Below are 22,801 nucleotides of genomic sequence, written 5' to 3' on the forward strand. Positions count from 1 at the left end.
GTCCTATTGCTTGATGTAGGGCTTGCCGCTCGCCGCCGGCGCCCGCGACTGGCCGATGAAGCCGGCGACCGCGAGGAGCGTGACGACGTACGGGAGCATGAGCATGAACTCGCTCGGCACCGGCGAGCCGATCGCGCCGAGCGTCTGCTGCAGCGCCGACGCGAAGCCGAACAGCAGCGCCGCCGCCGTCGCCTTGATCGGGTGCCACTGGCCGAAGATCACCGCGGCGAGCGCGATGTAGCCGAGGCCCGCCGTCATCTCGCGCGTGAACGAGCCGTTCGAGTCGAGCGTGAAGTACGCGCCGCCGAGGCCCGCGACCGCGCCGGCGAGCGAGACGTTCCAGAAGCGCAGCCGGTTGACCTTGATGCCGACCGTGTCGGCAGCCATCGGGTGCTCGCCGATCGCGCGCAGGCGGAGGCCCCAGGTGGTCTTGAAGAGGCCCCAGGCGATGAGCGGCACGGCGATGTACATCGCGTAGACGATGATCGACTGGTTGAAGAGCGCGGGCCCCAGCAGCGGGATGCCCTCGAGCAGCGGGATCGGGAGCTTCGGCAGGCGGTCGGGCGAGTTGAGCGCCTGGTTGTCGGTGAGCACCGACGAGTAGAAGAAGTTCGTGAGCCCGGCGACGAGCACGTTGAGCACGACGCCGACGATCACCTGCTCGACGAAGTACCGGATCGCGAAGACCGCGAGCACCATCGAGATGAGCACGCTCGCGAGCATCGCGGCGAGCACGCCGACGATGGTGCTGCCGGTGGCGGAGGCGACCACCGCGCCGGTGAAGGCGCCGCCGAGCAGCTGCGCCTCGATCGCGATGTTGACGACGCCGGCGCGCTCGGAGATGACGCCGCCCATGGCGCCGAAGATGATCGGCACCGACAGGCCGACGGTCGCGAACAGCAGGCCGGCGATCGGAATCATCGACCCCGCACCGGCCCAGCTGAGGAAGCCGATGACGAACAGCAGGCCGAAGACGACGGGCAGCCAGGCGCCGACGCGGCGCGCGGAGGCCGCGGCCCAGAACGCGAACGCGGTGAGCGCGGCGAGCACGAGCGCGATGACGATGCCGGTCGGGCGCGACGGGAGCACCGCATCCGGGAGCGCGATGATGTCGCCGGAGTCGGCGAGCCGGAGCGTCGCGCTGCCGTCGCGGCCGAGGCCGATCATGAGGATCGCGGCGACGAGGGTGAGCACGGCGTAGGCGACGGGCGCCTTCCAGTGCCGGACGACGGCGCGCTCGAGCTCGACCGTCTGGGCGGGCGCAGGCGACTGCGCGTCGATGGGCTGCTGCGTGCTCACGCCTGCTCCCCCTTCGTCTGGGTCGCGGCGGCGAGCGCGGCCTCGTCGCGGCGCTGGCGGCGCGACTTCTTGCCGGGCTGCGGCAGGCCGAACATCGCGCGCACGAGCGGCGGGGCCGCGATGAAGAGCACGATGAACGACTGCACGACGAGGATGATGTCGATCGGCACGCCCTCGGCGGCCTGCATGCGGAAGCCGCCGGCCTTGAACGCGCCGAAGAGCAGCCCGGCGAAGAACGTGCCCCACGGGGTGGAGCCGCCGAGCAGCGCGACCGTGATCGCGTCGAAGCCGATGCCCGCGTCGATGCCGGAGGTGAACCCGGTCGTGACCGCGCCCGTCACCTGCTGCGCGCCCGCGAGGCCCATGAAGCCGCCCGAGAAGAGCATGGCGAGCACCGTGATGCGCCGCACGTCCATGCCGGCGTTGAGGGCGGCGTTGGCGTTGAAGCCGACCGCGCGGAACTGGAAGCCGAGGCTCGAGCGGTTGATGAGCCACGAGCAGAAGATCACCGCGGCGACCGAGAGCACGAAGCCCCAGTGCAGCGTGAACGGCGGGCCGAACATCGATGGCAGCGTCGCCGACGGGGGCATGGGCGGCGAGATCGGGTTGTTGCTGCCCGGGTTCTGCAGCAGGCCGGGCGTGCGCAGCATCCAGGTGATGAACCAGAGCGCGACGAAGTTGAGCATGATCGTGACGATCACCTCGTGCGCGCCCGTGAACGCCTTGAGCGCACCCGCGATGCCGCCCCAAATCGCGCCGGCGGCGATGCCGACGGCGATCGCGACGAGCACGTGGAGCACGGGCGGGAGCTCGAACGAGAAGCCGACCCAGCCCGCCGCGGCGGCGGCCCACAGCATCTGGCCGCGGCCACCGATGTTGAACAGGCCGACGCGGAACGCGATCGCGACGCCGAGGCCCGCGGCGATGAGCGGGGTGGCGAAGTTCAGCGTGTCGGTGAGCGGCTTGATGAGCTGCGCGAAGCCGGCGTCGGCGCGCGACAGGTTGAGGATCGAGCCCTGGAAGAGCGCGGAGTACGCGCCGAAGACGGCGTCCCAGGCGGCGCCGAGCATGTCGCCGGGGCGAGCGAAGAAGTATCCGCTCGTCTCCTGCACCCGCTCGTCGGTCGCGGCGATGAGGATGCCGCCGACCACGAGGGAGGTGAGGATCGCGAGCACGGCCATGACGAGGTTGCCGCCCATGATGCGGCGGAAGGCGCTGCCCCAGGGGTCGTCGTCCTCGACCGTGCGGTCGTCGGTCGGCGCGACGGCGGCGGGCGCGGCGACCTCCGCGACCTCCGGCGCGTGCACGACGGCCGGCGCGGATCCGGAGTCGGGCGAGCCGCCCGGGCGCTGCGGCGGGTCGGGCTGGATGGGGTCGTCGCCGTCGAGCGGTCGGTCGTTCACGCTGCGGCTCCTTCGAGGTGGGCGGGTCGCTCGCCGGCCATCATGAGGCCGAGCGTGTCGCGGCTGGTGTCCGCGGGCACGATGCCCACGATGCCGCCCCGGTACATGACCGCGATGCGGTCGGCGAGCCCGACGACCTCGTCGAGCTCGGTCGAGACGACGATCACCGGGATGCCGGCGTCGCGCGTCGCGATGATCTGGCTGTGCACGAACTCGATCGAGCCGACGTCGAGGCCACGGGTGGGCTGCGACGCGACGAAGAGCGCGAGCGGCCGGCCGAGCTCGCGCGCGAGCACGACCTTCTGCTGGTTGCCGCCCGAGAGGGTGCCGACGTGCGTGTCGATCCCCTGCGCGCGGATGTCGAAGGCGCCGAGCTTCTCGTCGGCGAACGCGTCGCGCGCGCCGCGGTCGACCGTGCCGGCCTTGATGAACGGCGTGCCGCGGTAGCGGTCGAGCATGAGGTTCTCGGCGATCGAGAAGTCGCCGACGAGCCCGTCGACCTTGCGGTCCTCGGGCACGAAGCCGACGCCGGCGTCGAGCACCTCGCGCACCGAGTCGCCCAGCAGCTCGTTGCCGTTGAGGTCGATCGAGCCCTTGGCGCGCGACTGGAGCCCGAGGATCGCCTCGGTGAGCTCGGTCTGCCCATTGCCCTGGACGCCGGCGATGCAGAGCACCTCGCCGCCGTGCACGGTGAACGAGACGTCGTTGACGACCTTCTGGCCGATCGCGTCGAGGACGGTCAGGCCCGAGACCGTGAGCAGGTTGTCGGTGAGCACCGGCGGGCTCTTCTGCACGGTCAGCTCGACCGGGCGGCCGACCATCATCGACGCGAGCTCGGTGCTCGTCGACGTGGGGCTCGCCTCGCCGACCACCTTGCCGAGGCGGATGACCGTGATGCGGTCGGCGATCGCGCGCACCTCGCGCAGCTTGTGCGTGATGAAGACGATCGCGGTGCCCTCGTCGCGGAGCTGCTGCATGATCGCCATGAGCTCGTCGGTCTCCTGCGGCGTGAGGACCGCGGTGGGCTCGTCGAACACGAGCACCTTCGCGTCCTGCGACAGCGCCTTGATGATCTCGACGCGCTGCTGGACGCCGACTGGCAGGTCCTCGATCTTCGCGTCGGGGTCGACGTGGAAGCCGAAGCGCTGCGAGATCTCGCGCACCTTCTGCTTCGCGCCGGCGAGCCCGCCGAGCGCCTTCTCGTGGCCGAGCAGCACGTTCTCGGCGACGGTGAACACGGGGATGAGCATGAAGTGCTGGTGCACCATGCCGATGCCGGCGTGCATGGCATCGCCGGGTCCTGCGAAGCGCTGCGGTGCGCCGTCGAGCAGGATCTCGCCCTCGTCGGCCTGGTAGAGGCCGTAGAGCACGTTCATGAGGGTCGACTTGCCCGCGCCGTTCTCACCGAGCAGGCAGTGGATCTCGCCGGCCTTGACCTCGAGGTCGATGTGATCGTTGGCGGTGAGCGCGCCGAAGCGCTTCGTGATGCCACGAAGCTGGAGGGTCGAGTGCGGGGCGGTCATGGTGCCTTCCTTCGACGGCGCTGACGACTCAAGAATCTAGCCGGAACGGCGCATCCGGCGCGCGCTCCTGTGCCGCTCACGCGCGTGGGGGCCGGCCGGAGCCGACCCCCACGCGCATGCGCTGGCCTGTGACTACGGGCTGGCGGGCGACTCGACCGTGATCTCGCCGGCGATGATCGCCTCGCGGATGTCGTCGAGCTGCGTCTGCAGCTCGGGGTCGACCGATCCCTCGAAGTCGTGGAACGGCGCGAGGCCGACACCGTCGTTCTCGAGCGTGCCCACGTACGGCTCGCTGGAGAACTCACCGGCCGCAGCCTGCTCGACGACCGTCTGGACGCCCGTCGACATGCCCTTCAGCACCGAGGTGAGGAAGAGGTCGGCGTTGTCGGGCGAGGTCTCGTAGAGGTCGGCGTCGACGCCGATCATCACGATGCCCGAGTCGTCGCCCTGGTCACGGATGGCCTCAGCGGCCGACAGGAAGATGGGGCCGCCGACCGGCATGAGCACGTCCGCGCCCTGGCCGATGAAGGTCTCCGCCATGGCCTTCGCCTCGACGCCGGCGGCGAAGCCACCGGTGAACGAGCCGGACTGCGCCTCGGCGTCCCAGCCGAGCACCTGCACGTCGGTGCCGTTCTGCTCGTTGTAGTACTCGGCGCCCTCGACGAAGCCGTCCATGAAGATCGTCACCGGCGGGATCTGGAGGCCGCCCCAGGTGGCGATGGTGCCCGACTCGGTGTACGAGGCGGCGGCGTAGCCGGCGAGGAACGCGGCCTGCGCCGTGTCGTAGACGATCGGCTGCACGTTGTCCGCCGTCACCGACTGGTCGTCGATGATCGCGAAGTTGATGTCCGGGTTCGCGGTCGCTGCGGCACCCGTGGCCTCGGCGAGCTGGAAGCCGACCGAGACGACCATGTTGCAGCCCTCGGCGATGACGCTGTCGAGGTTCGGCGCGTAGTCGGCGGGCGAGGCGGACTCGACCTCGATCGGCTCGACGCCCAGGCCCTCGGCCGCGGCACGGAGGCCCTCGGCGCCGAGCTGGTTGAACGAGCGGTCGTCGAAGCCGCCCTCGTCGGAGACGATGCAGGGCTGGATGTCGGTGGTCGGGGCCGCGGACTCGGAGCCGGCCGGCTCGGAGCCGGTGGGGGCCTCCGGCGCTGCGGCGCAGCCGGCGAGCAGGAGCGCCGCGCCGATGGCGATGACGCCGCCGCGCGCGGCGGAACGGTTGAACTTCCTCAAGGGATCCTCCAGTGCAAAGGATGCTCGCCGCGACGCGGCTGAGCGCATGATGGTTGAGCATAGGGCCGCCCGAACGGCGCCAGCGCACCGATCGCGCCACCGAAACGCAATCGTTGCAAACCCGTCACGTCACGGGCTCGAGGGCGACTCCACCGTGATCTCGCCGGCGATGATCTGCTCCCGCAGCGCCTCCAGCTCGGCCTTCGTCTCGTCGCTCACGCGGGCGTCGAGGTCGTGGAACGGGGCGATGTCGACGCCGCCGTTCTCGAGCGTGCCGATGATCGGCTCGTCCGAGAGCGTGCCGTCGAGCGCGTCGCTCACGGCGCCCACCACGGCCTCCTCGGTGTTCTTCAGCACGCTCGTCAGCAGCAGCGGGCGGAACTCCTCGGGGAGCGTGTCGTAGCCGTCGTTGTCGACCCAGAGCACGAGCGCGGTCCCGCCGGCGTCGAGCGAGGCGCGGAACGCGCCCTCCCCCACCTGGCCGGCGACGGGCAGGATCACGTCGGCGCCCTGCGCGATGAACGCCTGCGTCTGCGTCTGGCCGAGCTGCACGTTCTCGAAGTCGCCGGTGAAGGTGCCGTCCTGCGTCTCCGGGTCCCAGCCGAGCAGCCGCACCTCGGTGCCCTTGGCCTCGTTGTACGCGTCGATGCCGGCGGCGAAGCCGTCCATGAAGAGGGTGACCGGCGGCTGGTTGCCGCCGCCGAACGTGGCGACGATGCCGGTCTCGCTCACGGATGCGGCCGCGTAGCCGGCGAGGTACGCCGCCTGCGCGGTGTCGAACACGATCGAGCGCACGTTCGGGGCCTCGACGATCTCGTCGACGATCGCGAACTGCACGTCGGGGTTGGCCTCCGCCTGCTCCCCGGTGGCGGCGGCGAGCTCGAAGCCGACGGTGAGCACGAAGCCGCAGCCGGTGTCGACCGCCGCCTGCACGTTGGGCGCGAGGTCGCTCTCGGAGGTGGAGACGAGCACGTTCGCCTCGATGCCGAGCTCCTGCTGTGCGCGCTCCATGCCGGCCCAGCTCGTCTCGTTGAACGAGCGGTCGTTGAGGCCGCCGGAGTTCGTCACCATCTGGGCGCACTCGAGCGCCTGCTCGGGCGCTTCGGAGCCGCCCGCGGTCTCGGTGGCGGCGGGCGGCGGCGTGGCGCAGCCCGCGAGGAGGACGAGCGCGGCGAGCGCGGGCAGGGCGAGCGTGCGGGACACGGGGACTCCTTCGAGCGGGTGACCGAATCGTAGCCCGGCGCCCGTGCGCCCGCGCGCACCCGCCTCGCGGAGCCCGCCGCCCTGTGCGCTCGATCGGGCAGAGCGGGGCGCGGAGCGGGATGGATGCTCGGGGGGCCGCTCAGCCCGACCGGGCTCCCGCCGCTCTGGCCGCGAGCGCCGCCCGTGCCCGCCGCCCCGTGCGCTCGATCGGGCAGAGCGCGGCGCGGAGCGGGATGGATGCTCGGCGGGCCGCTCAGCCCGATCGGGCTCACACCGGCCCTCGCCGCGAGCGCCGCCCGTGCCCGCCGCCCCGCGCCCTCGATCGGGCAGAGCGCGGCGCGAAGCGGGATGGATGCCCGGCGGGCCGCTCGGCCCGATCGGGCTCACGTACTCGCGGGGGCCGCAGTGCGCGTCATCCACAGCCACCGGCCGGAGCGCATCGGCGCAGCCGCCACGAGCCGCACACTCCCGGCATGGATGCGACCGAGCTCTTCCGCGGGGCGCTCGGCGTCCTCACGACCGCGCAGCTGCTCGACGCCGGTGTCACGAGGCGCGAGATCGATGCCTCCATCGCCGCAGGCAGGGTGGAGCGCGTACGACGCGGCTGGATCGCGTGGCAGCCCGACCCGATGGCGCTCGCAGCCGTGCGCGAGGGCGGCTGCGTCAGCTGCCTCAGCGCGATGGCGTCGCTCGGGGCGTGGCAGCCCCGGCATTCGGGCGGTCACATGCGCCGCGCCGATGGGCAGCGGTCTCGCAGGGCGGCCGACGAGAAGGGCTGTCGTCCCTATGGACCCAATCCGCCGGTGCGTGCCTCGGTGGACGACCTCGAGACCGCGTTCCGGTGCGCACTCCGGTGCGCCGATGCGGAGCAGCTGATCGCCGTGGCCGACTCGATCGTGCACCGCGAGCTCGCGACGCTGGAGGACCTGCGCGAGTGGGCCACCGACGCACCGAAGGAGGTCCGCACCCTGCTGAACCGCGTCGAGCCGCTGTCGGAGGCCGGCACCGAGTCGATGGTGCGGGTGCGCCTCTGCGCGCGCGGGATCCGCCTGCGGGTGCAGGTCCGGATCGCGCGCCGTCGCGTCGACCTGCTGATCGGCGATCGGCTCATCATCGAGTGCGACTCGACGACCTACCACGCCGATCCCGAGGCCTTCCAGCGCGATCGGCGCACCGACCGCATCCACGTTGCGCAGGGCTACCTGGTGATCCGGCTGACGTGGGAGCAGATCCACGACGAGTGGCCGGCGATCGAGCGCGACATCCTCGCGATCGTGCGTCGCGGCGATCACCGCTGGCCTGGCCGCCTCCGTCCCGAGCGAGCGTGAGCTCGATCGGGCTCACCGCGGCGCCAGCCCCGCTGGCCGGTCCGCGAGCGGCTCAGGCCGATCGAGCTCGCGGGGGTCAAAGGGCGTCGGTGTTGCCCGAGCGGCGCACCGCGTCGACGACCTGCTTCACGCGCTGCGCGTTGTCGGTCGTCGTGACCAGCAGCGCATCCGGGGTGTCGACGACGACCACGTTCTGGATGCCCACCACCGACACGATGCGGTTCGACTGCGAGACGACGATGCCCGATGCGGAGTCGGCGATCACCGTGCCCTCCGCGCCGAGGATCGCGAGGCGGCCGCGGTGCGCGCCGTTGTGCAGCTTCGCGACCGCGGAGAAGTCGCCCACGTCGTCCCAGTCGAAGTCGCCCGGCACGACGACCATCCGGCCGCGTGCCGCGGCGGGCTCCGCGACGGCGTAGTCGATCGCGATCTTCTTGAGCTGCGGCCACAGCCGGTCGACGGCCGGTCCGCGCTGGGCCGGCTCGTCCCAGACCTCGGCGAGCTCCTCGATCTGCGCGGCGAGCTCGGGCTCCTCGCGCGCCAGCTCCTCGAGCAGCACGTCGGCGCGCGCGATGAACATGCCCGCGTTCCAGAGGTAGTCGCCGCCGTCGACGTACTTGCGCGCGACCTTCGCCGAGGGCTTCTCGACGAACTCGCGCACGAGCGCGGCGCTCGGGGCGCCGTCGACGCCCGCCGGCTCGCCCGCGCGGATGTAGCCGAAGCCGATCGCCGGCTCCGTCGGGGTGATGCCGATGGTCGCGATGTAGCCGGCACGGGCGGCAGCGACCGCCTCGCCGACCGCGCGCCGGAACGAGCGCTCGTCATCGATCACGTGGTCGGCGGCGAACGAGCCGACGATGACGTCGGGCTCGCGGCGGCGCAGGATCGCGGCGGCGAGCGCGATCGCGACCGTGGAGTCGCGCGGGTCGGCCTCGAGCACGATGCTCGCGTCGTCGAGCTCGGGGATCTGCGCCTCGACCGCCGCGCGGTGCGACCGGCCGGTCACGACCATGGTCCGGCCGGGTCCGGCGAGCGGCCCGAGCCGGTCGAATGTGGCGCGCAGCAGCGTCTTGCCGCTGCCGGTCAGGTCGTGCAGGAACTTGGGCGCGTCGGCGCGCGAGAGCGGCCAGAGCCTCGAGCCCACGCCACCTGCGGGGATGATGCTGAAGAAGTCGTCGATCGCCGTCACGGCCCCGAGCCTAGCCAAGGGCCTCCCGGGGGCCCCCGCGCACCCCAGTTCATGCACCGTTCACCGTGCGCTCTCCCGCCCGTCGGCCGCTCCGACGTACCGTGGCATCGTGCGCATCGAGCGAGTCGCCATCGTGACCGAGAGCTTCCTCCCCACCGTCAACGGCGTGACCACCTCGGTCTGCCGCGTGCTCGACCGCCTCGTCGAGACCGGCCGCGAGGCCATCGTCATCACACCGCGCTGCGGCGCCCCCGTCCACTACCGCGGCGTGCCCGTCCACGAGGTGCCGTCGTTCGCCTACCGGCGCTTCCCGGTCGGGCTGCCGAGCCCGCAGGTCGCCGCGCTGCTCGCGCGCTTCCAGCCCGACGTGCTGCACGCCGCGAGCCCGTTCATGCTCGGCGGGCAGGCGATCGCCGAGGCCGCCCGCATCGGCCTGCCGAGCGTCGCGATCTACCAGACCGACGTCGCCGGCTTCGCGCGCCGCAACCGGCTCGCGGCGGGCTCTCCCTTCGCGTGGCAGATCATCCGGCTCATCCACAACGCCGCCGACCGCACGCTCGCGCCGTCGACGTCGGCGATCGCCGACCTCGAGGACGCGGGCGTCAAGCGCGTCCACCGCTGGGTGCGCGGCGTCGACCTCGAGGGCTTCCACCCCGACAACCGCCAGGGCCCGGCGGCCGCCAACCTGCGCCGCCGACTGGCGCCGGGCGGCGAGTCCATCGTGGGCTACGTCGGCCGCGTCGCACCGGAGAAGGGCCTCGACCGGCTGCGCGCGCTCGCGGGCGTGCCGGGCATCCGCGTCGTGATCGTCGGCGACGGCCCGGCGATGGACGAGACCCGCAGGCAGCTCGCCGACGTCGGCCCCGTCTTCCTCGGCCAGCTGCACGGCGCCGCGCTTCGCGCCGCGTACGCCGCGATGGACGTGTTCGTCCACACCGGCACCGAGGAGACGTTCGGGCAGACCCTGCAGGAGGCGGCGGCGAGCGGCCTGCCGGTCGTCGCGCCGCGCGCCGGCGGACCGATCGACCTCGTCGACGACGGCACGACCGGGTTCCTCTTCGACCCCGACGACGCATCCGACCTGCGCGCCGCCGTCGCGCGGCTCGCCGCCGACGCGTCGATGCGGGCGCGGATGGGCGAGGCCGGCCGTCGGCGCGTGCTGCCCCGCTCGTGGTCGGCAGTCGTCGACCAGCTGCTCGCCCACTACGAGCGGGCATCGCACCGCGCGCTCCGCGGCATCGACGGCCTCGTCGGCGCGTAGGCCCCGGCACGCCGCTCCTGGCGTTCGCCCGGAGCGCACCGCGGCGACCCGCCGAGCCCGGACGCCGTTCGCCACGGGCATAGGATGGATGCATCTGCCCGGTCGAACAACGGAGGGATTGCGCGTGTCGAAGACGCAGAGCAGCCTCGTCCTCCCCGATCCCTCCCCTCGCAAGACCACGTTCAGCGGCACGCTGTATCGCGGCAACGAGGGCATGTGGTCGTGGGTGCTGCACCGGATCACCGGTGTGGCGATCTACTTCTTCCTGCTGGTGCACGTGCTCGACACGGCACTCATCCGGGTGAGCCCGGAGGCGTACGACGCCGTCATGGCGACCTACAAGAACCCGATCATGGGTCTCGGCGAGGTCGGTCTCGTCGGCGCCGTGGTGCTCCACGCCCTCAACGGCCTGCGCATCATCCTCGTCGACGTCTGGCCGTGGGCGACCAAGAACCAGCGCGTGCTGTTCTGGATCGTCATGGGCCTCGTCGTGGCGCTCATGCTCTACTTCACGCCGAACCACCTCATCAACGTGTTCTCGCCGATGGAAGAGGCCCACTGATGAGCGTCACCGTCGAGAGCCCGAACTACGCCTACCCCGCCCGCTCGAGGAGCCGTCGCGGCCCGAACCTCGAGAAGGCCGGCTGGATCTTCATGCGCGCCTCCGGCGTCGTGCTGATCGTGCTGATCTTCGGCCACCTGGCCTACAACCTCATCTGGACGCCCGGCGGCATCCACGCCATCGACTTCGGCTTCGTGGGCGGCAAGCTCGCTCAGCCCTTCTGGCAGTGGTGGGACGTGCTGATGCTGTGGCTCGCCATCCTGCACGGCTCGAACGGCATGCGCACGATCGTCAACGACTACGTGCACAAGCCGAAGGTCCGCACGCTCGCGCTCGGCGCGATCGGCACCGCCGCCGTGCTGCTCATCCTGCTGGGCACGCTCATCACCTTCACGTTCAACCCCTGCCCGGAAGCCGCGGACCCCGCGCTGCTCCCGTCGTTCTGCGCCTCCCTCTAGGCGAGATTCGGAGTCCCCCACATCCATGGCTGATCAGCATTCCGTCGTCGACGGCATCCACTACCACCAGCATGACGTCGTCATCGTCGGAGCGGGAGGCGCAGGCATGCGCGCCGCCATCGAGTCGGCCCCGAAGGCGTCGACCGCGGTGATCACGAAGCTGTACCCGACCCGCTCCCACACGGGCGCGGCGCAGGGCGGCATGGCTGCCGCCCTCGCGAACGTCGAGGAGGACAGCAACGAGTGGCACACCTACGACACGGTCAAGGGCGGCGACTACCTGGTGGACCAGGACGCGGCGGAGATCCTCACGCGTGAGGCGATCGACGCGGTCTACGACCTCGAGAACATGGGGCTGCCGTTCAACCGCACGCCGGACGGCAAGATCGACCAGCGCCGCTTCGGCGGGCACACGCGCGACCACGGCAAGGCGCCGGTCCGCCGCGCCTGCTACGCCGCCGACCGCACGGGCCACATGATCCTGCAGACGCTGTACCAGAACTGCGTCAAGCACGGCGTCGACTTCTTCAACGAGTTCTACGCGCTCGACCTGATCATGGGCGAGGTCGACGGCGTGCCGCGGCCCGCCGGCGTCGTCGCCTACGAGCTGGCGACCGGCGAGATCCACGTCTTCCAGGGCAAGTCGGTCGTGTTCGCGACCGGCGGCTTCGGCAAGATCTACAAGACCACCTCGAACGCGCACACGCTCACGGGCGACGGCGTCGGCATCATCTGGCGCAAGGGCCTGCCGCTCGAGGACATGGAGTTCTACCAGTTCCACCCGACGGGCCTCGCCGGCCTCGGCATCCTCCTCACCGAGGGCGCCCGCGGCGAGGGCGCGATCCTCCGCAACGCGTCGGGCGAGCGCTTCATGGAGCGCTACGCGCCGACGATCAAGGACCTCGCGCCGCGCGACATCGTCGCCCGCTCGATGGTGCAGGAGGTCCTCGACGGCCGCGGCGCCGGCCCGAACAAGGACTACGTCTACCTCGACTGCACCCACCTGGGCGCCGAGGTGCTCGAGACGAAGCTGCCCGACATCACCGAGTTCGCGCGCACCTACCTCGGCGTCGACCCGGTGACAGAGCGCGTGCCCGTCTACCCCACGGCGCACTACGCCATGGGCGGCATCCCGACGAACAACGACGCCGAGGTCCTCCGCGACAACGACACCGTCATCCCGGGCCTCTACGCCGCCGGCGAGTGCGCGTGCGTCTCAGTGCACGGCGCCAACCGCCTGGGCACGAACTCGCTGCTCGACATCAACGTGTTCGGCAAGCGCGCCGGCAACAACGCGGTCACGTACGCGCAGACGGCCAACTTCGTCGACGTGCCGGCGGATGCCGCCGACGGCGTCGTGAAGCTGCTCGCGCAGCTGCGCGAGGGCGACGGCACCGAGTCGGTCGCCGCGATCCGCAAGGCGCTGCAGGAGACGATGGACCGCAACGCCCAGGTGTTCCGCACCGAGGAGACGCTGCAGACCGCGCTCGCCGACATCGCCGTGCTCCGCGGCCGCTACCCCAACGTGCGCGTGCACGACCGCGGTCGCCGCTTCAACACCGACCTCCTCGAGGCCGTCGAGCTGGGCTTCCTGCTCGACCTCGCCGAGGTGGTCGTAATCTCCGCGATCAACCGCAAGGAGTCGCGGGGCGCCCACATGCGCGATGACTACCCCACGCGCGACGACGTGAACTTCATGCAGCACACCATGGCGTACCGGACGGCCGCCGAGACGGGTGACAGCCAGGGCATCCGTCTGGACTGGAAGCCGGTGCGCTTCACGCACTACGAGCCGACGGAGCGGAAGTACTGATGAGCGACAACCAGCTGCCCCAGGGCGACCCGAAGGGCCAGGAGTCGGGCGTGCACCCGGCGCAGAGCGGCCCCACGGGCGCGCCCACGCCGATGGCCGACCGGCCCGACACCGGCTCCACCGAGGACCAGGCGAGCGCGCACCAGGCCGCCGAGGCCGCGGCGCAGTCGCCGACCAGCCCGAAGCCGGTCGAGAACGAGTACGACGGCGCCGACCGCGAGGTCGAGCCGTCGGAGCCCATCGACGTGCCGCAGAGCTTCAACGTCACGGTCATCGTGCGCCGCTACGACCCCGAGGTGGACGAGGAGCCGCGCTGGGTCGACTACGACGTGCAGATGTACCCGACGGAGCGCATCCTCGACGCCCTGCACCGCATCAAGTGGGACATCGACCCGTCGCTCGCCTTCCGTCGCTCGTGCGCGCACGGCGTCTGCGGCTCCGACGCGATGCGCATCAACGGCAAGAACCGCCTCGCCTGCAAGGCGCTCGTGAAGGACTTCGACATCTCGAAGCCGATCTACGTCGAGGCGATCAAGGGCCTGCCGCTCGAGAAGGACCTGATCGTGAACATGGAGCCGTTCTTCGACTCCTTCCGCGAGATCCAGCCCTTCCTCCAGGCGACGGGCAAGCCCGAGAAGGAGCGCCACCAGACGATCGCGCAGCGCGAGCGCTTCGACGACACGACGAAGTGCATCCTCTGCGCCGCGTGCACGACCTCGTGCCCGGTGTTCTGGACCGACGGCCAGTACTTCGGACCCGCCGCGATCGTCAATGCGCACCGCTTCATCTTCGACTCGCGCGACGAGGGCAGCCAGGTGCGGCTCGACATCCTCAACGACAAGGAGGGCGTGTGGCGCTGCCGCACGACCTTCAACTGCACGGATGCCTGCCCCCGCGGCATCCAGGTGACCAAGGCGATCGCCGAGGTCAAGCAGGCCATGATGACGGGCGTCCGGCTCTAGCCGCACCGCTCGACCCGAGGGCCGGCATCCACGCGGATGCCGGCCCTCGCTGCGGCCGTCGGCGGCCCTGACCGTCGTTCCGCTCTCGGCTGATGTGTAGGCAGCCGATGTATCGTCCCCGCCATGGACGCTTCGACGACGACCGCTGACCGCATCCGCCCGTGGGTCGTGCTCATCGCGCTGCCCGTGACGATCGCCGCGGCCGCGCTCGGCTCCGGGTTCTTCGGCGGCACCGAGGTCGAGGCGTCGTCGAGCGGCGCCCTCTCGGACTCGGCGACGCCGCTCGCGCCCTACGGCCCGGCGTTCTCGATCTGGTCGCTCATCTACCTCGGCCTCGCCGCGTACGCGGTGTGGCAGCTGCTGCCGCGCCAGCGCCACGATCCGCGGCAGCGCCTGCTCGGCTGGCTCGCCGTCGCCTCGCTCGTGCTCAACGCCTCGTGGATCCTCTGCGCGCAGGCGGGGCTGCTGCCGGTCACCGTCGTCGTGATCCTGCTGCTGCTCGCGGTGCTGCTGGCGATCTTCGAGGTGCTGCGGCGCTCGCGCCCGGCATCCTTGGTCGAGACCGTGGTCGTCGACGGCACGTTCGGCCTCTACCTCGGCTGGGTCGCGGTCGCGACGGTCGCGAACATCGCGGCGTTCCTCGCCGATGCCGGCGTGCGGCCCACCGACTGGGAGCTGCCGACGATCCTCGTGCTGCTGCTCGTCGCGGTGGTCGCCGCGCTCCTCGCCGTGCGCGGCGCGGGCCGCATCGCGCCGGCGCTCGCGATGCTCTGGGGCGTGGCATGGATCGGCGTCGGCCGGGCGATCGGCGAGCCCGCCTCGGCGACGGTCGCGATCGCCGCCGCGGTGGTCTGCGTGCTCATCGGGTTCGTGACCGTCGCGGCACGGCTCCGCGCCCCCGCGCCCGCTCGCGTCGCTCCGGCGGGACGCCGCCAGGTCGCGCCGTGATCGAGGGTGCAGACTAGCCGCGTGACCTCGACCATCGCGGCGCTCGACCGCCTCGACGCGCTCCGCTCCGCGCTCGACGGCGTGGCGCTGCCGCTGTCGATCGCCGGTGCCGATGCGGCGCGCGACGCCCGCGGCGCGGCGGTGCGGCAGATCGACGACTACGTCGAGCCACGCCTGCGGCACCTCGATGCCCCGCTGCTCGCGGTCGTCGGCGGCTCGACCGGCGCCGGCAAGTCGACGCTCGTGAACGCGCTCATCGGCGTGCCGGTCACCCGCACCGGTGTCATCCGCCCGACGACGCGGCAGCCGATCCTGCTGCACTCCCCCGCCGACGCCGCCTGGTTCGGCTCGACGCGCATCCTGCCCAGGCTCGCGCGGGTGACCGGCGTCGTGCGGGAGGCGCCCGCGAGCCGCGCCGGCGAGGAGCCGGACGCCGCCCAGATCGGCTCCGTCGTGCTCGTCGCCGACGATCGCGTGCCGCGCGACCTCGCGATCCTCGACGCGCCCGACGTCGACTCGATCGCCGACGAGAACCGGCTGCTCGCCGCGCAGCTGCTCGCCGCCGCCGACCTCTGGCTGTTCTCGACCACCGCCAACCGCTACGCCGACGCCGTCCCGTGGCGGCTGCTCGACGACGCCGCCGCGCGCGACATCACTGTCGGCGTGGTACTGAACCGCGTGCCCGCCGGCGCCGAGGGCGAGGTGGAGGCCGACCTGCGGCAGATGCTCGAGCTCCGCGGCCTCGGCTCCGCGCCGGTCTTCGTCGTCACGGAGTCGCCGCTCGACGATCGCGGCATGCTGCCGGCCGCGGCCGTCGCCGAGATCCGGGGCTGGCTCGCAGGGATCGCCGGCGATCGCGCCGAGCGCGCCCGCATCGCCGGTCGCACCCTCGCCGGCGCCGTCGGCCGGCTCGGCGTCACCGCGCGAGCGATCGCCGACGCGCGCGACGAGCAGGTCGTGACGGCCGCCGACCTGCGCGGCACGGTCGACACCGCCTACGACGACGCCGCCGACCGCGTCGGCGACGCTACGCGCGACGGCGTGCTGCTCCGCGGCGAGGTGCTCGCCCGCTGGCAGGACTTCGTCGGCACCTCCGATGTGTTCCGCACCATCGAGTCGTGGTACTCCCGCACGCGCGACCGGGTGGTCGCGTGGTTCCAGGGCCGGCCGACGCCGCCGGTCGAGGTCGAGCACGAGATCGAGAGCGGCCTGCACGCCGTGATGGTCGACGAGGCCGGCCGCGCGGCGTCGGATGCGTGGCAGCGGGTGCGCCAGTCGGCCGTCGGCCGCGAGCTGACGGCCGGGGCCGACCTCGCGCATCCGTCGTCGGCGCTGTCGGAGCGCGCGAGCCTGCTCGTGCGGGACTGGCAGCTCGCGCTCATGGAGCTCATCACCGAGCAGGCCGCGGGCAAGCGCACGAAGGCGCGGGTGATGTCGCTCGGGCTGAACGTCATCACCGTGGCGCTCATGGTCGTCGTCTTCGCGTCGACCGGTGGGCTCACGGGCGGCGAGCTCGCGATCGCGGGCGGCTCGGCCGTCGTCGGCCAGAAGCTGCTCGAGACGATCTTCGGCGAGGACGCCGTGCGCCGCCTCGCCGCGCAGGCGCGCGACGACCTCGACACCCGCGTGCGCGCGCTCATGGGCGCCGAGGCGGCCCGCTGGGACGCGCTGCTCACGCCGGTCGAGCAGGGCGCCTCGGGTGACGTGCTGCGCGACGCCGCCGCCGAGCTCGAGGCCGCGATGCGCGCCGTCGCGACGGCACCCGACGCACCCGAGTCCGACACTGCCCGGTCCGACACTGCCCGGCTGGACGTGGCGTCGCCCGCCGCGCGCTCGCGCGCGCTGCTGCCGAGCGAGCTCGTCGAGGGCGAGGCGCTCGACGACGCCGCGCCCGCCGCCGAGGCGCCCCTCGACGGCGAGGCCGACGACGTGCGCGAGCTCGAGCGCGGCACGCCGCGGGAGCGCGACGCGGGGCACGACCGGTGAGCGAGCGCGACCGGGACGAGCACGGCCGCGGGGAGCACGTCCGGGGAGAGCGCGGCGTCGACGCGCTGCTCGGCGCGCTCTCCGAGGCGGCCGAGCTCGGCGCCGGGCGCGTGCCGCAGGCCGAGCTCGAGGCGGTGCGGCGCATCACCGCGAGCGCGGGCCAGCGGCGCGCGCTCTCCTCCGAGCACACCGTCGTCGGCTTCTTCGGCGCGACCGGGTCCGGCAAGTCGTCGCTCATGAACGCGCTCGCCGGCGAGGCGATCGCGCGCACGCACGTGCGCCGCCCCACCACCTCGGCACCGCTCGCGGCCGTCTGGAACCCGCGCGGCGCATCCGCCCTGCTCGACTGGCTGCAGGTCTCCGACCGCCGCATCATGGAGCGGCCGTTCGCGCCCGGGCAGGAGCTCTCGCTCATCGTGCTCGACCTGCCCGACTTCGACTCCGTCGCGCTCGAGCACCGGGCGATCGCCGAGCGGCTCGCGGGGCAGGTCGACGTGCTCGTGTGGGTCGTGGATCCGCAGAAGTACGCCGACGCCGTCATTCACCGCGACTTCATCGCGCCGCTCGCGACGCACGCGTCCGTCACCACCGCCGTGCTCAACCAGGTGGACCGGCTGCCGCCGGACGAGGTCTGGCACGTCGTCGAGTCGCTCCGCGGGCTGCTGCGCGGCGACGGCCTCGACGGCGTGCAGGTGCTGCCGGTGTCGGCGACCACGGGCGCCGGGATCGACGAGCTGCGGACGCGCATCGCGCGCTTCGCCGCCGAGCGGAAGGCCGCGTCCGAGCGCCTCGCCGCCGACGTGCGCGGCATCGCGGCCCGCCTCGAGCACGCGGGCGTGCCAGGCTCGCTGCGGTCGGCCGACGTGCAGGCGCTCGAGCGCGGCCTCGCCGCCGCGGCCGGCGTCGACGCGGTCGCCGACGCCGTGGCCGGCTCCTATCGAAAGCGCGCCGGCCAGGTCACGGGCTGGCCGCTCACCGCCTGGGTGCTGCGGCTCGCGCCCGACCCGCTGCGGCGCCTCCACCTCGCGGCCGGCCGCGACCGCGGCCGCGACGCCGACGTGCACCGCACCGGGCTGCCGCCGATGAGCGCCGCGCAGCGCGCGCAGGCCGGCATGGCCGTCCGCGCCTACGCCGACGCGGCGGCGAGCGGTCTGGGCGAGGGATGGTCGGCGGCCGTCCACAAGCATGCCGGCGACGCGCTCGAGTCGCTGCCGTCGGAGCTCGACCGCGCGATCGCCAGGACCGACCTCGGCGCGCGGGGATCGTGGTGGTGGCCGGTGCTCGCCGCGCTCCAGTGGCTCGCGCTCATCGTCGCGGTACTCGGCGGCGTGTGGCTGCTGCTGCCGATCCTGCTGCCGCTGTGGGGCATGGTGGCGCCGGTGCTGCCCCAGCTCGAGGGCACCGGCACCTGGCTCGACGGCTGGCCGGTGCCGCTCGTGGCGCTCGTCGGCGGCCTGCTGCTCGGCGTCGTGCTCGGGCTCCTCGGCGCGCTCGTGAGTGGGGCGGTCGGCGCTGCTCGCCGCGCCCGCGCCCCGGCGGCGTCTGCGCAAGCAGGTGCACCGGGTCGCGCAGGAGGTCGTCGTGCTGCCGATCGAGGGCGAGCGGGAGCGAGCACGCGAGTTCGCGGTCGCCGTGCGCCGCGCGGCGGGACGGAAGCGCTGACCCGCTCGTCGACGAGCAGCAGGTGGCCGATCACCGCGCGGCCGCCGCGCGACTCCTATCGGCCTGAGCCGGCCTCCGCGCCCGCATGGACGCTCGCACACGGCTCAGCGCGATCGAGCTCGCGGACCTCGACCCGCCCCGCTCGCGCAGGCGGCCTCGACGACGTCCCCGCCGGGGCGTGATGGGAGGCCACCCCGATCCGCACCGCGCGGCCGCCGCGCGACTCCGATCGGCCTGAGCCGGCCTCCGAGCCGGCATGGACGCTCGCACACGGCTCGGCCCGATCGGACGCACGAGCCTGGCCCGTGCGACGGCTCCGTCGCCGCGCTGCTCGGCGACCGCGGAGCACGCGCGCGGCGGGCCGGAAGCGCTGACCCAGCTAGTCGACGAGCGAGGCGGCGGCCAGCTGCCGCGCCTCCGCCGCCGAGCGCGCGCCGAGCACGCGCTCCGCGCGCGCCTTCGCCTCGTCGAGCGTCACGGTGAGCAGCTCGGCGCGGACGTCCGCGAGCGCCGACGCGCTCATCGACAGCGACGTGACGCCGAGGCCGACGAGCACGACCGCGAGCGCGGGATCCGCCGCGGCCTCGCCGCACACGCCCACGCCCTTGTCGGCGCGCGCGCCCGCGTCGCCGAGCATCTTGATGAGCCGCAGCACCGCCGGGTGCCACGGGTCCTGCAGCGCGGCGACCGAGCCGAGCTGCCGATCGGCGGCGAGCGTGTACTGCGTCAGGTCGTTCGTGCCGATCGAGACGAAGTCGGCGACCTCGAGCACCTGGTCGGCGAGCACCGCGATCGACGGCACCTCGGCCATCGCGCCGACGACCTCGAGCCCCAGCTCGCGCCCGAGCCCGACGAAGTACTCGGTCTCCTCGACGTCGGCGATCATCGGCGCCATGACATACAGCCGCGCATCCGACGCCGCCTGCGCGTTCGCGAGCGCCGTCAGCTGGTCGCGCAGGATGTGCTCGCTCGCGCGGAGCGCGCGGATGCCGCGGAGGCCGAGCGCCGGGTTCTCCTCGTGCGCGTCGTTGAGGAACGACAGCGGCTTGTCGGCGCCGGCGTCGAGCACGCGGACGACGACCTTCTTGCCGGAGAACGCCTGCAGCAGCTCGGTGTAGGCGGCGGTCTGCTCCTCGACGGTCGGCGCGGTCGCCGAGTCGAGGAACAGGAACTCGGTGCGGAACAGCCCGACGCCCTCAGCGCCGAGCTCGATCGCCTTCGCGGCGTCCTTCGGCGAGCCGACGTTCGCGAGCAGGGGCATCTTCGTGCCGTCGGCGAGCGCGCCCTCGGTGATGGGGGCGGATGCGGCGCCGAGGCGCGCGGTCCGCTCCTCCTCGGCGGCGGCGACCGCGGCGTCGTCCGGGTCGAGCTCGACCGTGCCGGTGCGGGCGTCGACGATGACGCGCTGCCCGTCGGCCACCGCGTCGAGCAGCCCGACGACGCCGACCACGGCCGGCAGCGACTTCGAGCGCGCGAGGATCGCGGTGTGGCTCGTGGGCCCGCCGTCCTGCGTCACGAGCGCGAGCGTCTTCTCGAGGTCGAGCGTGGCGGTGTCGGCCGGCGCGAGGTCGCGCGCGATGAGGATGAAGGGCTCGGCCGAGACCGGCACGCCCGGCGCTGCGACGCCGCGCAGCCGCGCGACGACGCGCTGGGCGACGTCGTCGAGGTCGGTCGCGCGCTCGGCCATGTAGCCGCCCATCGACGTGAGCAGGTCGCGGAAGCCCGCGTAGGCATCCCACGTCGCGCGCTCCGCGTTCGCGCCGCCCTGGAGCCTCGCGCGGACGTCGTCGAGGATCGCCGGGTCCTGCGCCATGAGCGCGGACGCCTCGAGCACCTGCTGGGCGTCGCCGCCGGCCGCCGCGGCGCGCGCATTGAGCTCGTCGGCCACGGCCTGCAGCGCGACGCTGACGCGCTCGTGCTCGCCATCGACGTCGGCCGCGAGCGGCTCGTCGCTCGGCGGCGCGAGGGGCTCCGGCATCCTCAGCACCTTCGCGACAGCGATGCCGCGTCCGACTCCGACTCCTGCGAGCGCACTCATGCCGCCACACTACGCTGGGCAGCCGGTGGCCGCCACGCGCCGCCGCTGCCGCGGGAAGGGCGTCGATGAAGGCTCTGATCGACAGGCTCATGCGGTCGCGGCCCCTGCGGGCGTGGCAGCGCTACACCGGCGAGCGCGGGCCGGTGCTGGCGCAGGGCATGACCGTGCAGGCGTTCCTGTCGCTCTTCGCGGCGCTCTTCGTCGGCTTCGCGGTCTTCATGGCGGTGCTCGGCGACAACGCGACCCTGCGCGACGCGGTGATCGACTCCATCTCATCCGCTGTGCCGGGGCTGATCGGCGACGGCGGCGCCGTCGACGTCGACACGCTCACCGGCTCGACGATCCTCGGCTGGGCGGGCGCCATCGCCGCGGTCTCGATCCTGCTGACCGCGATCGCCTGGGTCGCCGTGAGCCGCGAGGGGTTCCGCGCGATGTTCGAGCTCGAGGCGCCCCCGGCGAACTTCGTCCTGCTCAAGATCGGCGACCTCGGCGTCGGCGTCGGGATCGGGCTGCTCGTGGTCGTCTCCTCCGGCCTGCTGCTCGTCGCGCAGGCGCTCGCGGATGCGCTCGGCCTCGGATGGGCGGCGCCGGTCGTCGCCTTCGGCGTGCAGCTGCTGCTCGACACGGCCGTCGTGCTGCTGCTCTACCGCTTCGGCGGACGCCTGCGGCTCCCCGCGAAGCAGATCGTGCCCGCGGCGCTCGCCTGCGCGGTGGTGTTCTCCGGGCTCAAGCTCATCGCCTCCGCGCTCTTCCGCGGCGTCGAGAACAACCCGCTGCTCGCCGGCATCGCGGCGCCGGTGATCATGCTCATCTGGCTCGGCTTCATCATGCAGATCCTGCTGCTCGCGCTCGCGTTCCTGGCCGTCGGCCCGACGGGTCGCGCGTACACGCGGCTCGTGCAGGCGGGCGGCATCGACGCGACCCTCTCGAAGGGCGAGGCGAAGGCGCTGCTCGCCGAGGTGCAGGCCAACCGCGCGGAGGGCGGCGACGCCGTGCGCCTCCACAAGCGGCTCGCGAGGCGCCGCTGACGCGAGCCCGGCAGGCGCCGCCGCGTCCTCCCGCGTTGGCGGGCGTCGGTAGGCTCGTCGGCATGGTCCGCATCGCCTCCGTCAACGTCAACGGCGTGCGCGCCGCCTTCCGCAAGGACATGGGCGGCTGGCTCGAGGCGGGCGACTTCGACATCGTCGCGCTGCAGGAGGTGCGGGCCCTCGACGAGGACCTGCTGCCGCTCGTGCCGGGCTGGCACGTGCTGCACGACCCCGCGACCGCGAAGGGCCGAGCCGGCGTCGCCGTGCTCTCCCGCGAGCCGTCGATCGAGCACCGCACCGACATCGGCCTGAAGACGTTCGACACGAAGGGGCGCTGGCTCGAGGCCGACTTCCTCATCGGCGAGACGCTGCTCACGGTCGTGTCGGCCTACGTGCACTCCGGCGGCGAGGTCGGCAGCCAGAAGCAGACCGACAAGTACCGCTTCCTCGACTCCATGGCGAAGCGCCTGCCCCAGCTGCGCGCGCACACCGAGCACGCCGTCGTGATGGGCGACTTCAACGTCGGCCACACGCCGCTCGACATCAAGAACTGGCGCGGCAACCAGAAGACCGCCGGCTTCCTGCCCGAGGAGCGCAGCTACCTCGACCGATTCCTCGGCACCGGCATGGTGACCGGTGTCGACGGCAAGCGCGGCCGCGGCCACGGCTGGGTCGACGTCGGCCGCGCCGCGCATCCGGGCGTCGACGGCCCCTACACGTGGTGGTCGCAGCGCGGCAAGGCGTTCGACACCGACACCGGCTGGCGCATCGACTACCACATGGCCACCCCCGCGCTCGCGGCGACCGCGAGCGGCTACCGCGTCGACCGGGCGAGCGCGTGGGACACGCGATGGTCCGACCACGCCCCCGTCATCGTCGACTACGACCTGTGATCACTCAGA

The 22,801-nt window shown here is 72.8% G+C and carries 18 protein-coding genes; 11 read left to right on the plus strand and 7 right to left on the minus strand.

Annotated elements, in window-relative coordinates:
• Positions 1–3: 3 nt before the first annotated feature.
• The 5 genes from EDD26_RS01500 to EDD26_RS01525 all read right to left on the minus strand — a co-directional run bounded on the left by EDD26_RS01500 (position 4) and on the right by EDD26_RS01525 (position 6,664).
• A complete protein-coding gene (locus EDD26_RS01500) occupies positions 4–1,299 on the minus strand; it encodes an ABC transporter permease (RefSeq protein ID WP_245989696.1) in 1,296 nt (431 codons plus the stop codon).
• Complete coding sequence (locus EDD26_RS01505) at positions 1,296–2,702, minus strand: ABC transporter permease (RefSeq protein ID WP_245989697.1); 1,407 nt, start codon at positions 2,700–2,702, stop codon at positions 1,296–1,298. Before EDD26_RS01505 ends, EDD26_RS01500 begins: the two co-directional genes overlap by 4 nt.
• Positions 2,699–4,225 carry an ABC transporter ATP-binding protein gene (locus EDD26_RS01515; RefSeq protein ID WP_123696100.1) on the minus strand — a complete coding sequence of 509 codons (1,527 nt, stop codon included), beginning with the start codon at positions 4,223–4,225 and terminating at the stop codon, positions 2,699–2,701. Before EDD26_RS01515 ends, EDD26_RS01505 begins: the two co-directional genes overlap by 4 nt.
• Before the next feature lie 132 nt (positions 4,226–4,357).
• A complete protein-coding gene (locus EDD26_RS01520) occupies positions 4,358–5,461 on the minus strand; it encodes a BMP family lipoprotein (RefSeq protein ID WP_245989698.1) in 1,104 nt (367 codons plus the stop codon).
• 129 nt (positions 5,462–5,590) lie between these two features.
• Positions 5,591–6,664 carry a BMP family lipoprotein gene (locus EDD26_RS01525; RefSeq protein ID WP_245989699.1) on the minus strand — a complete coding sequence of 358 codons (1,074 nt, stop codon included), beginning with the start codon at positions 6,662–6,664 and terminating at the stop codon, positions 5,591–5,593.
• Positions 6,665–7,137: 473 nt separating this feature from the next.
• Here EDD26_RS01525 and EDD26_RS01530 point away from each other — a divergent pair, with 473 nt between their 5' ends.
• A complete protein-coding gene (locus EDD26_RS01530; protein ID WP_170165490.1) occupies positions 7,138–7,992 on the plus strand; it encodes a type IV toxin-antitoxin system AbiEi family antitoxin domain-containing protein in 855 nt (284 codons plus the stop codon).
• A 76-nt stretch (positions 7,993–8,068) separates the two neighbouring features.
• Here EDD26_RS01530 and EDD26_RS01535 read toward each other — a convergent pair whose 3' ends face one another.
• The gene (locus EDD26_RS01535) at positions 8,069–9,181 is read right to left on the minus strand and encodes a mannose-1-phosphate guanylyltransferase (RefSeq protein WP_211333805.1); all 1,113 of its coding nucleotides are present in this window, start codon (positions 9,179–9,181) and stop codon (positions 8,069–8,071) included.
• 109 nt (positions 9,182–9,290) lie between these two features.
• Between EDD26_RS01535 and EDD26_RS01540 the strand changes: the two genes are divergently transcribed.
• From EDD26_RS01540 to EDD26_RS01575, 8 genes are all read left to right on the plus strand, one after another.
• A complete protein-coding gene (locus EDD26_RS01540; protein ID WP_483923575.1) occupies positions 9,291–10,442 on the plus strand; it encodes a glycosyltransferase family 4 protein in 1,152 nt (383 codons plus the stop codon).
• A 214-nt stretch (positions 10,443–10,656) separates the two neighbouring features.
• Positions 10,657–11,004 (plus strand): succinate dehydrogenase, cytochrome b556 subunit, encoded by a 348-nt coding sequence (sdhC, locus tag EDD26_RS01545; RefSeq protein ID WP_245989978.1) that lies wholly within the window; start codon positions 10,657–10,659, stop codon positions 11,002–11,004.
• On the plus strand, positions 11,004–11,462 hold the full coding sequence (locus tag EDD26_RS01550) for a succinate dehydrogenase hydrophobic membrane anchor subunit (protein WP_123696105.1): 459 nt from the start codon (positions 11,004–11,006) through the stop codon (positions 11,460–11,462). The genes sdhC and EDD26_RS01550 overlap by 1 nt, the downstream gene beginning before the upstream one ends.
• Before the next feature lie 25 nt (positions 11,463–11,487).
• Positions 11,488–13,275, plus strand: a complete 1,788-nt coding sequence (gene sdhA, locus EDD26_RS01555; protein ID WP_123696106.1) for a succinate dehydrogenase flavoprotein subunit — start codon at positions 11,488–11,490, stop codon at positions 13,273–13,275.
• Positions 13,276–13,514: 239 nt separating this feature from the next.
• Entirely contained in the window at positions 13,515–14,237 is a 723-nt protein-coding gene (locus EDD26_RS01560) for a succinate dehydrogenase iron-sulfur subunit (RefSeq protein ID WP_245989981.1), read from the plus strand.
• 123 nt (positions 14,238–14,360) lie between these two features.
• Positions 14,361–15,185: a tryptophan-rich sensory protein gene (locus EDD26_RS01565; RefSeq protein WP_123696107.1), complete on the plus strand. Its 825-nt coding sequence runs from the start codon at positions 14,361–14,363 to the stop codon at positions 15,183–15,185.
• 21 nt (positions 15,186–15,206) lie between these two features.
• Positions 15,207–17,171, plus strand: a complete 1,965-nt coding sequence (locus EDD26_RS01570) for a dynamin family protein (protein WP_123696108.1) — start codon at positions 15,207–15,209, stop codon at positions 17,169–17,171.
• Positions 17,168–19,015, plus strand: coding sequence for a GTPase (locus EDD26_RS01575; RefSeq protein ID WP_342769281.1), 1,848 nt, complete (start codon positions 17,168–17,170; stop codon positions 19,013–19,015). The genes EDD26_RS01570 and EDD26_RS01575 overlap by 4 nt, the downstream gene beginning before the upstream one ends.
• Positions 19,016–19,212: 197 nt before the next feature.
• Here the strand turns inward: EDD26_RS01575 and ptsP are convergent, their stop codons facing one another.
• Positions 19,213–20,871 carry a phosphoenolpyruvate--protein phosphotransferase gene (ptsP, locus tag EDD26_RS01580; protein ID WP_123696109.1) on the minus strand — a complete coding sequence of 553 codons (1,659 nt, stop codon included), beginning with the start codon at positions 20,869–20,871 and terminating at the stop codon, positions 19,213–19,215.
• 65 nt (positions 20,872–20,936) lie between these two features.
• Between ptsP and EDD26_RS01585 the strand changes: the two genes are divergently transcribed.
• On the plus strand, positions 20,937–21,899 hold the full coding sequence (locus tag EDD26_RS01585; RefSeq protein ID WP_123696110.1) for a YihY/virulence factor BrkB family protein: 963 nt from the start codon (positions 20,937–20,939) through the stop codon (positions 21,897–21,899).
• A 62-nt stretch (positions 21,900–21,961) separates the two neighbouring features.
• Positions 21,962–22,792 (plus strand): exodeoxyribonuclease III, encoded by an 831-nt coding sequence (locus EDD26_RS01590; protein ID WP_123696111.1) that lies wholly within the window; start codon positions 21,962–21,964, stop codon positions 22,790–22,792.
• Positions 22,793–22,801: the final 9 nt, after the last annotated feature.

The sequence above is a fragment of the Agrococcus jenensis genome (genome assembly GCF_003752465.1).
Classification (GTDB): domain Bacteria; phylum Actinomycetota; class Actinomycetes; order Actinomycetales; family Microbacteriaceae; genus Agrococcus; species Agrococcus jenensis.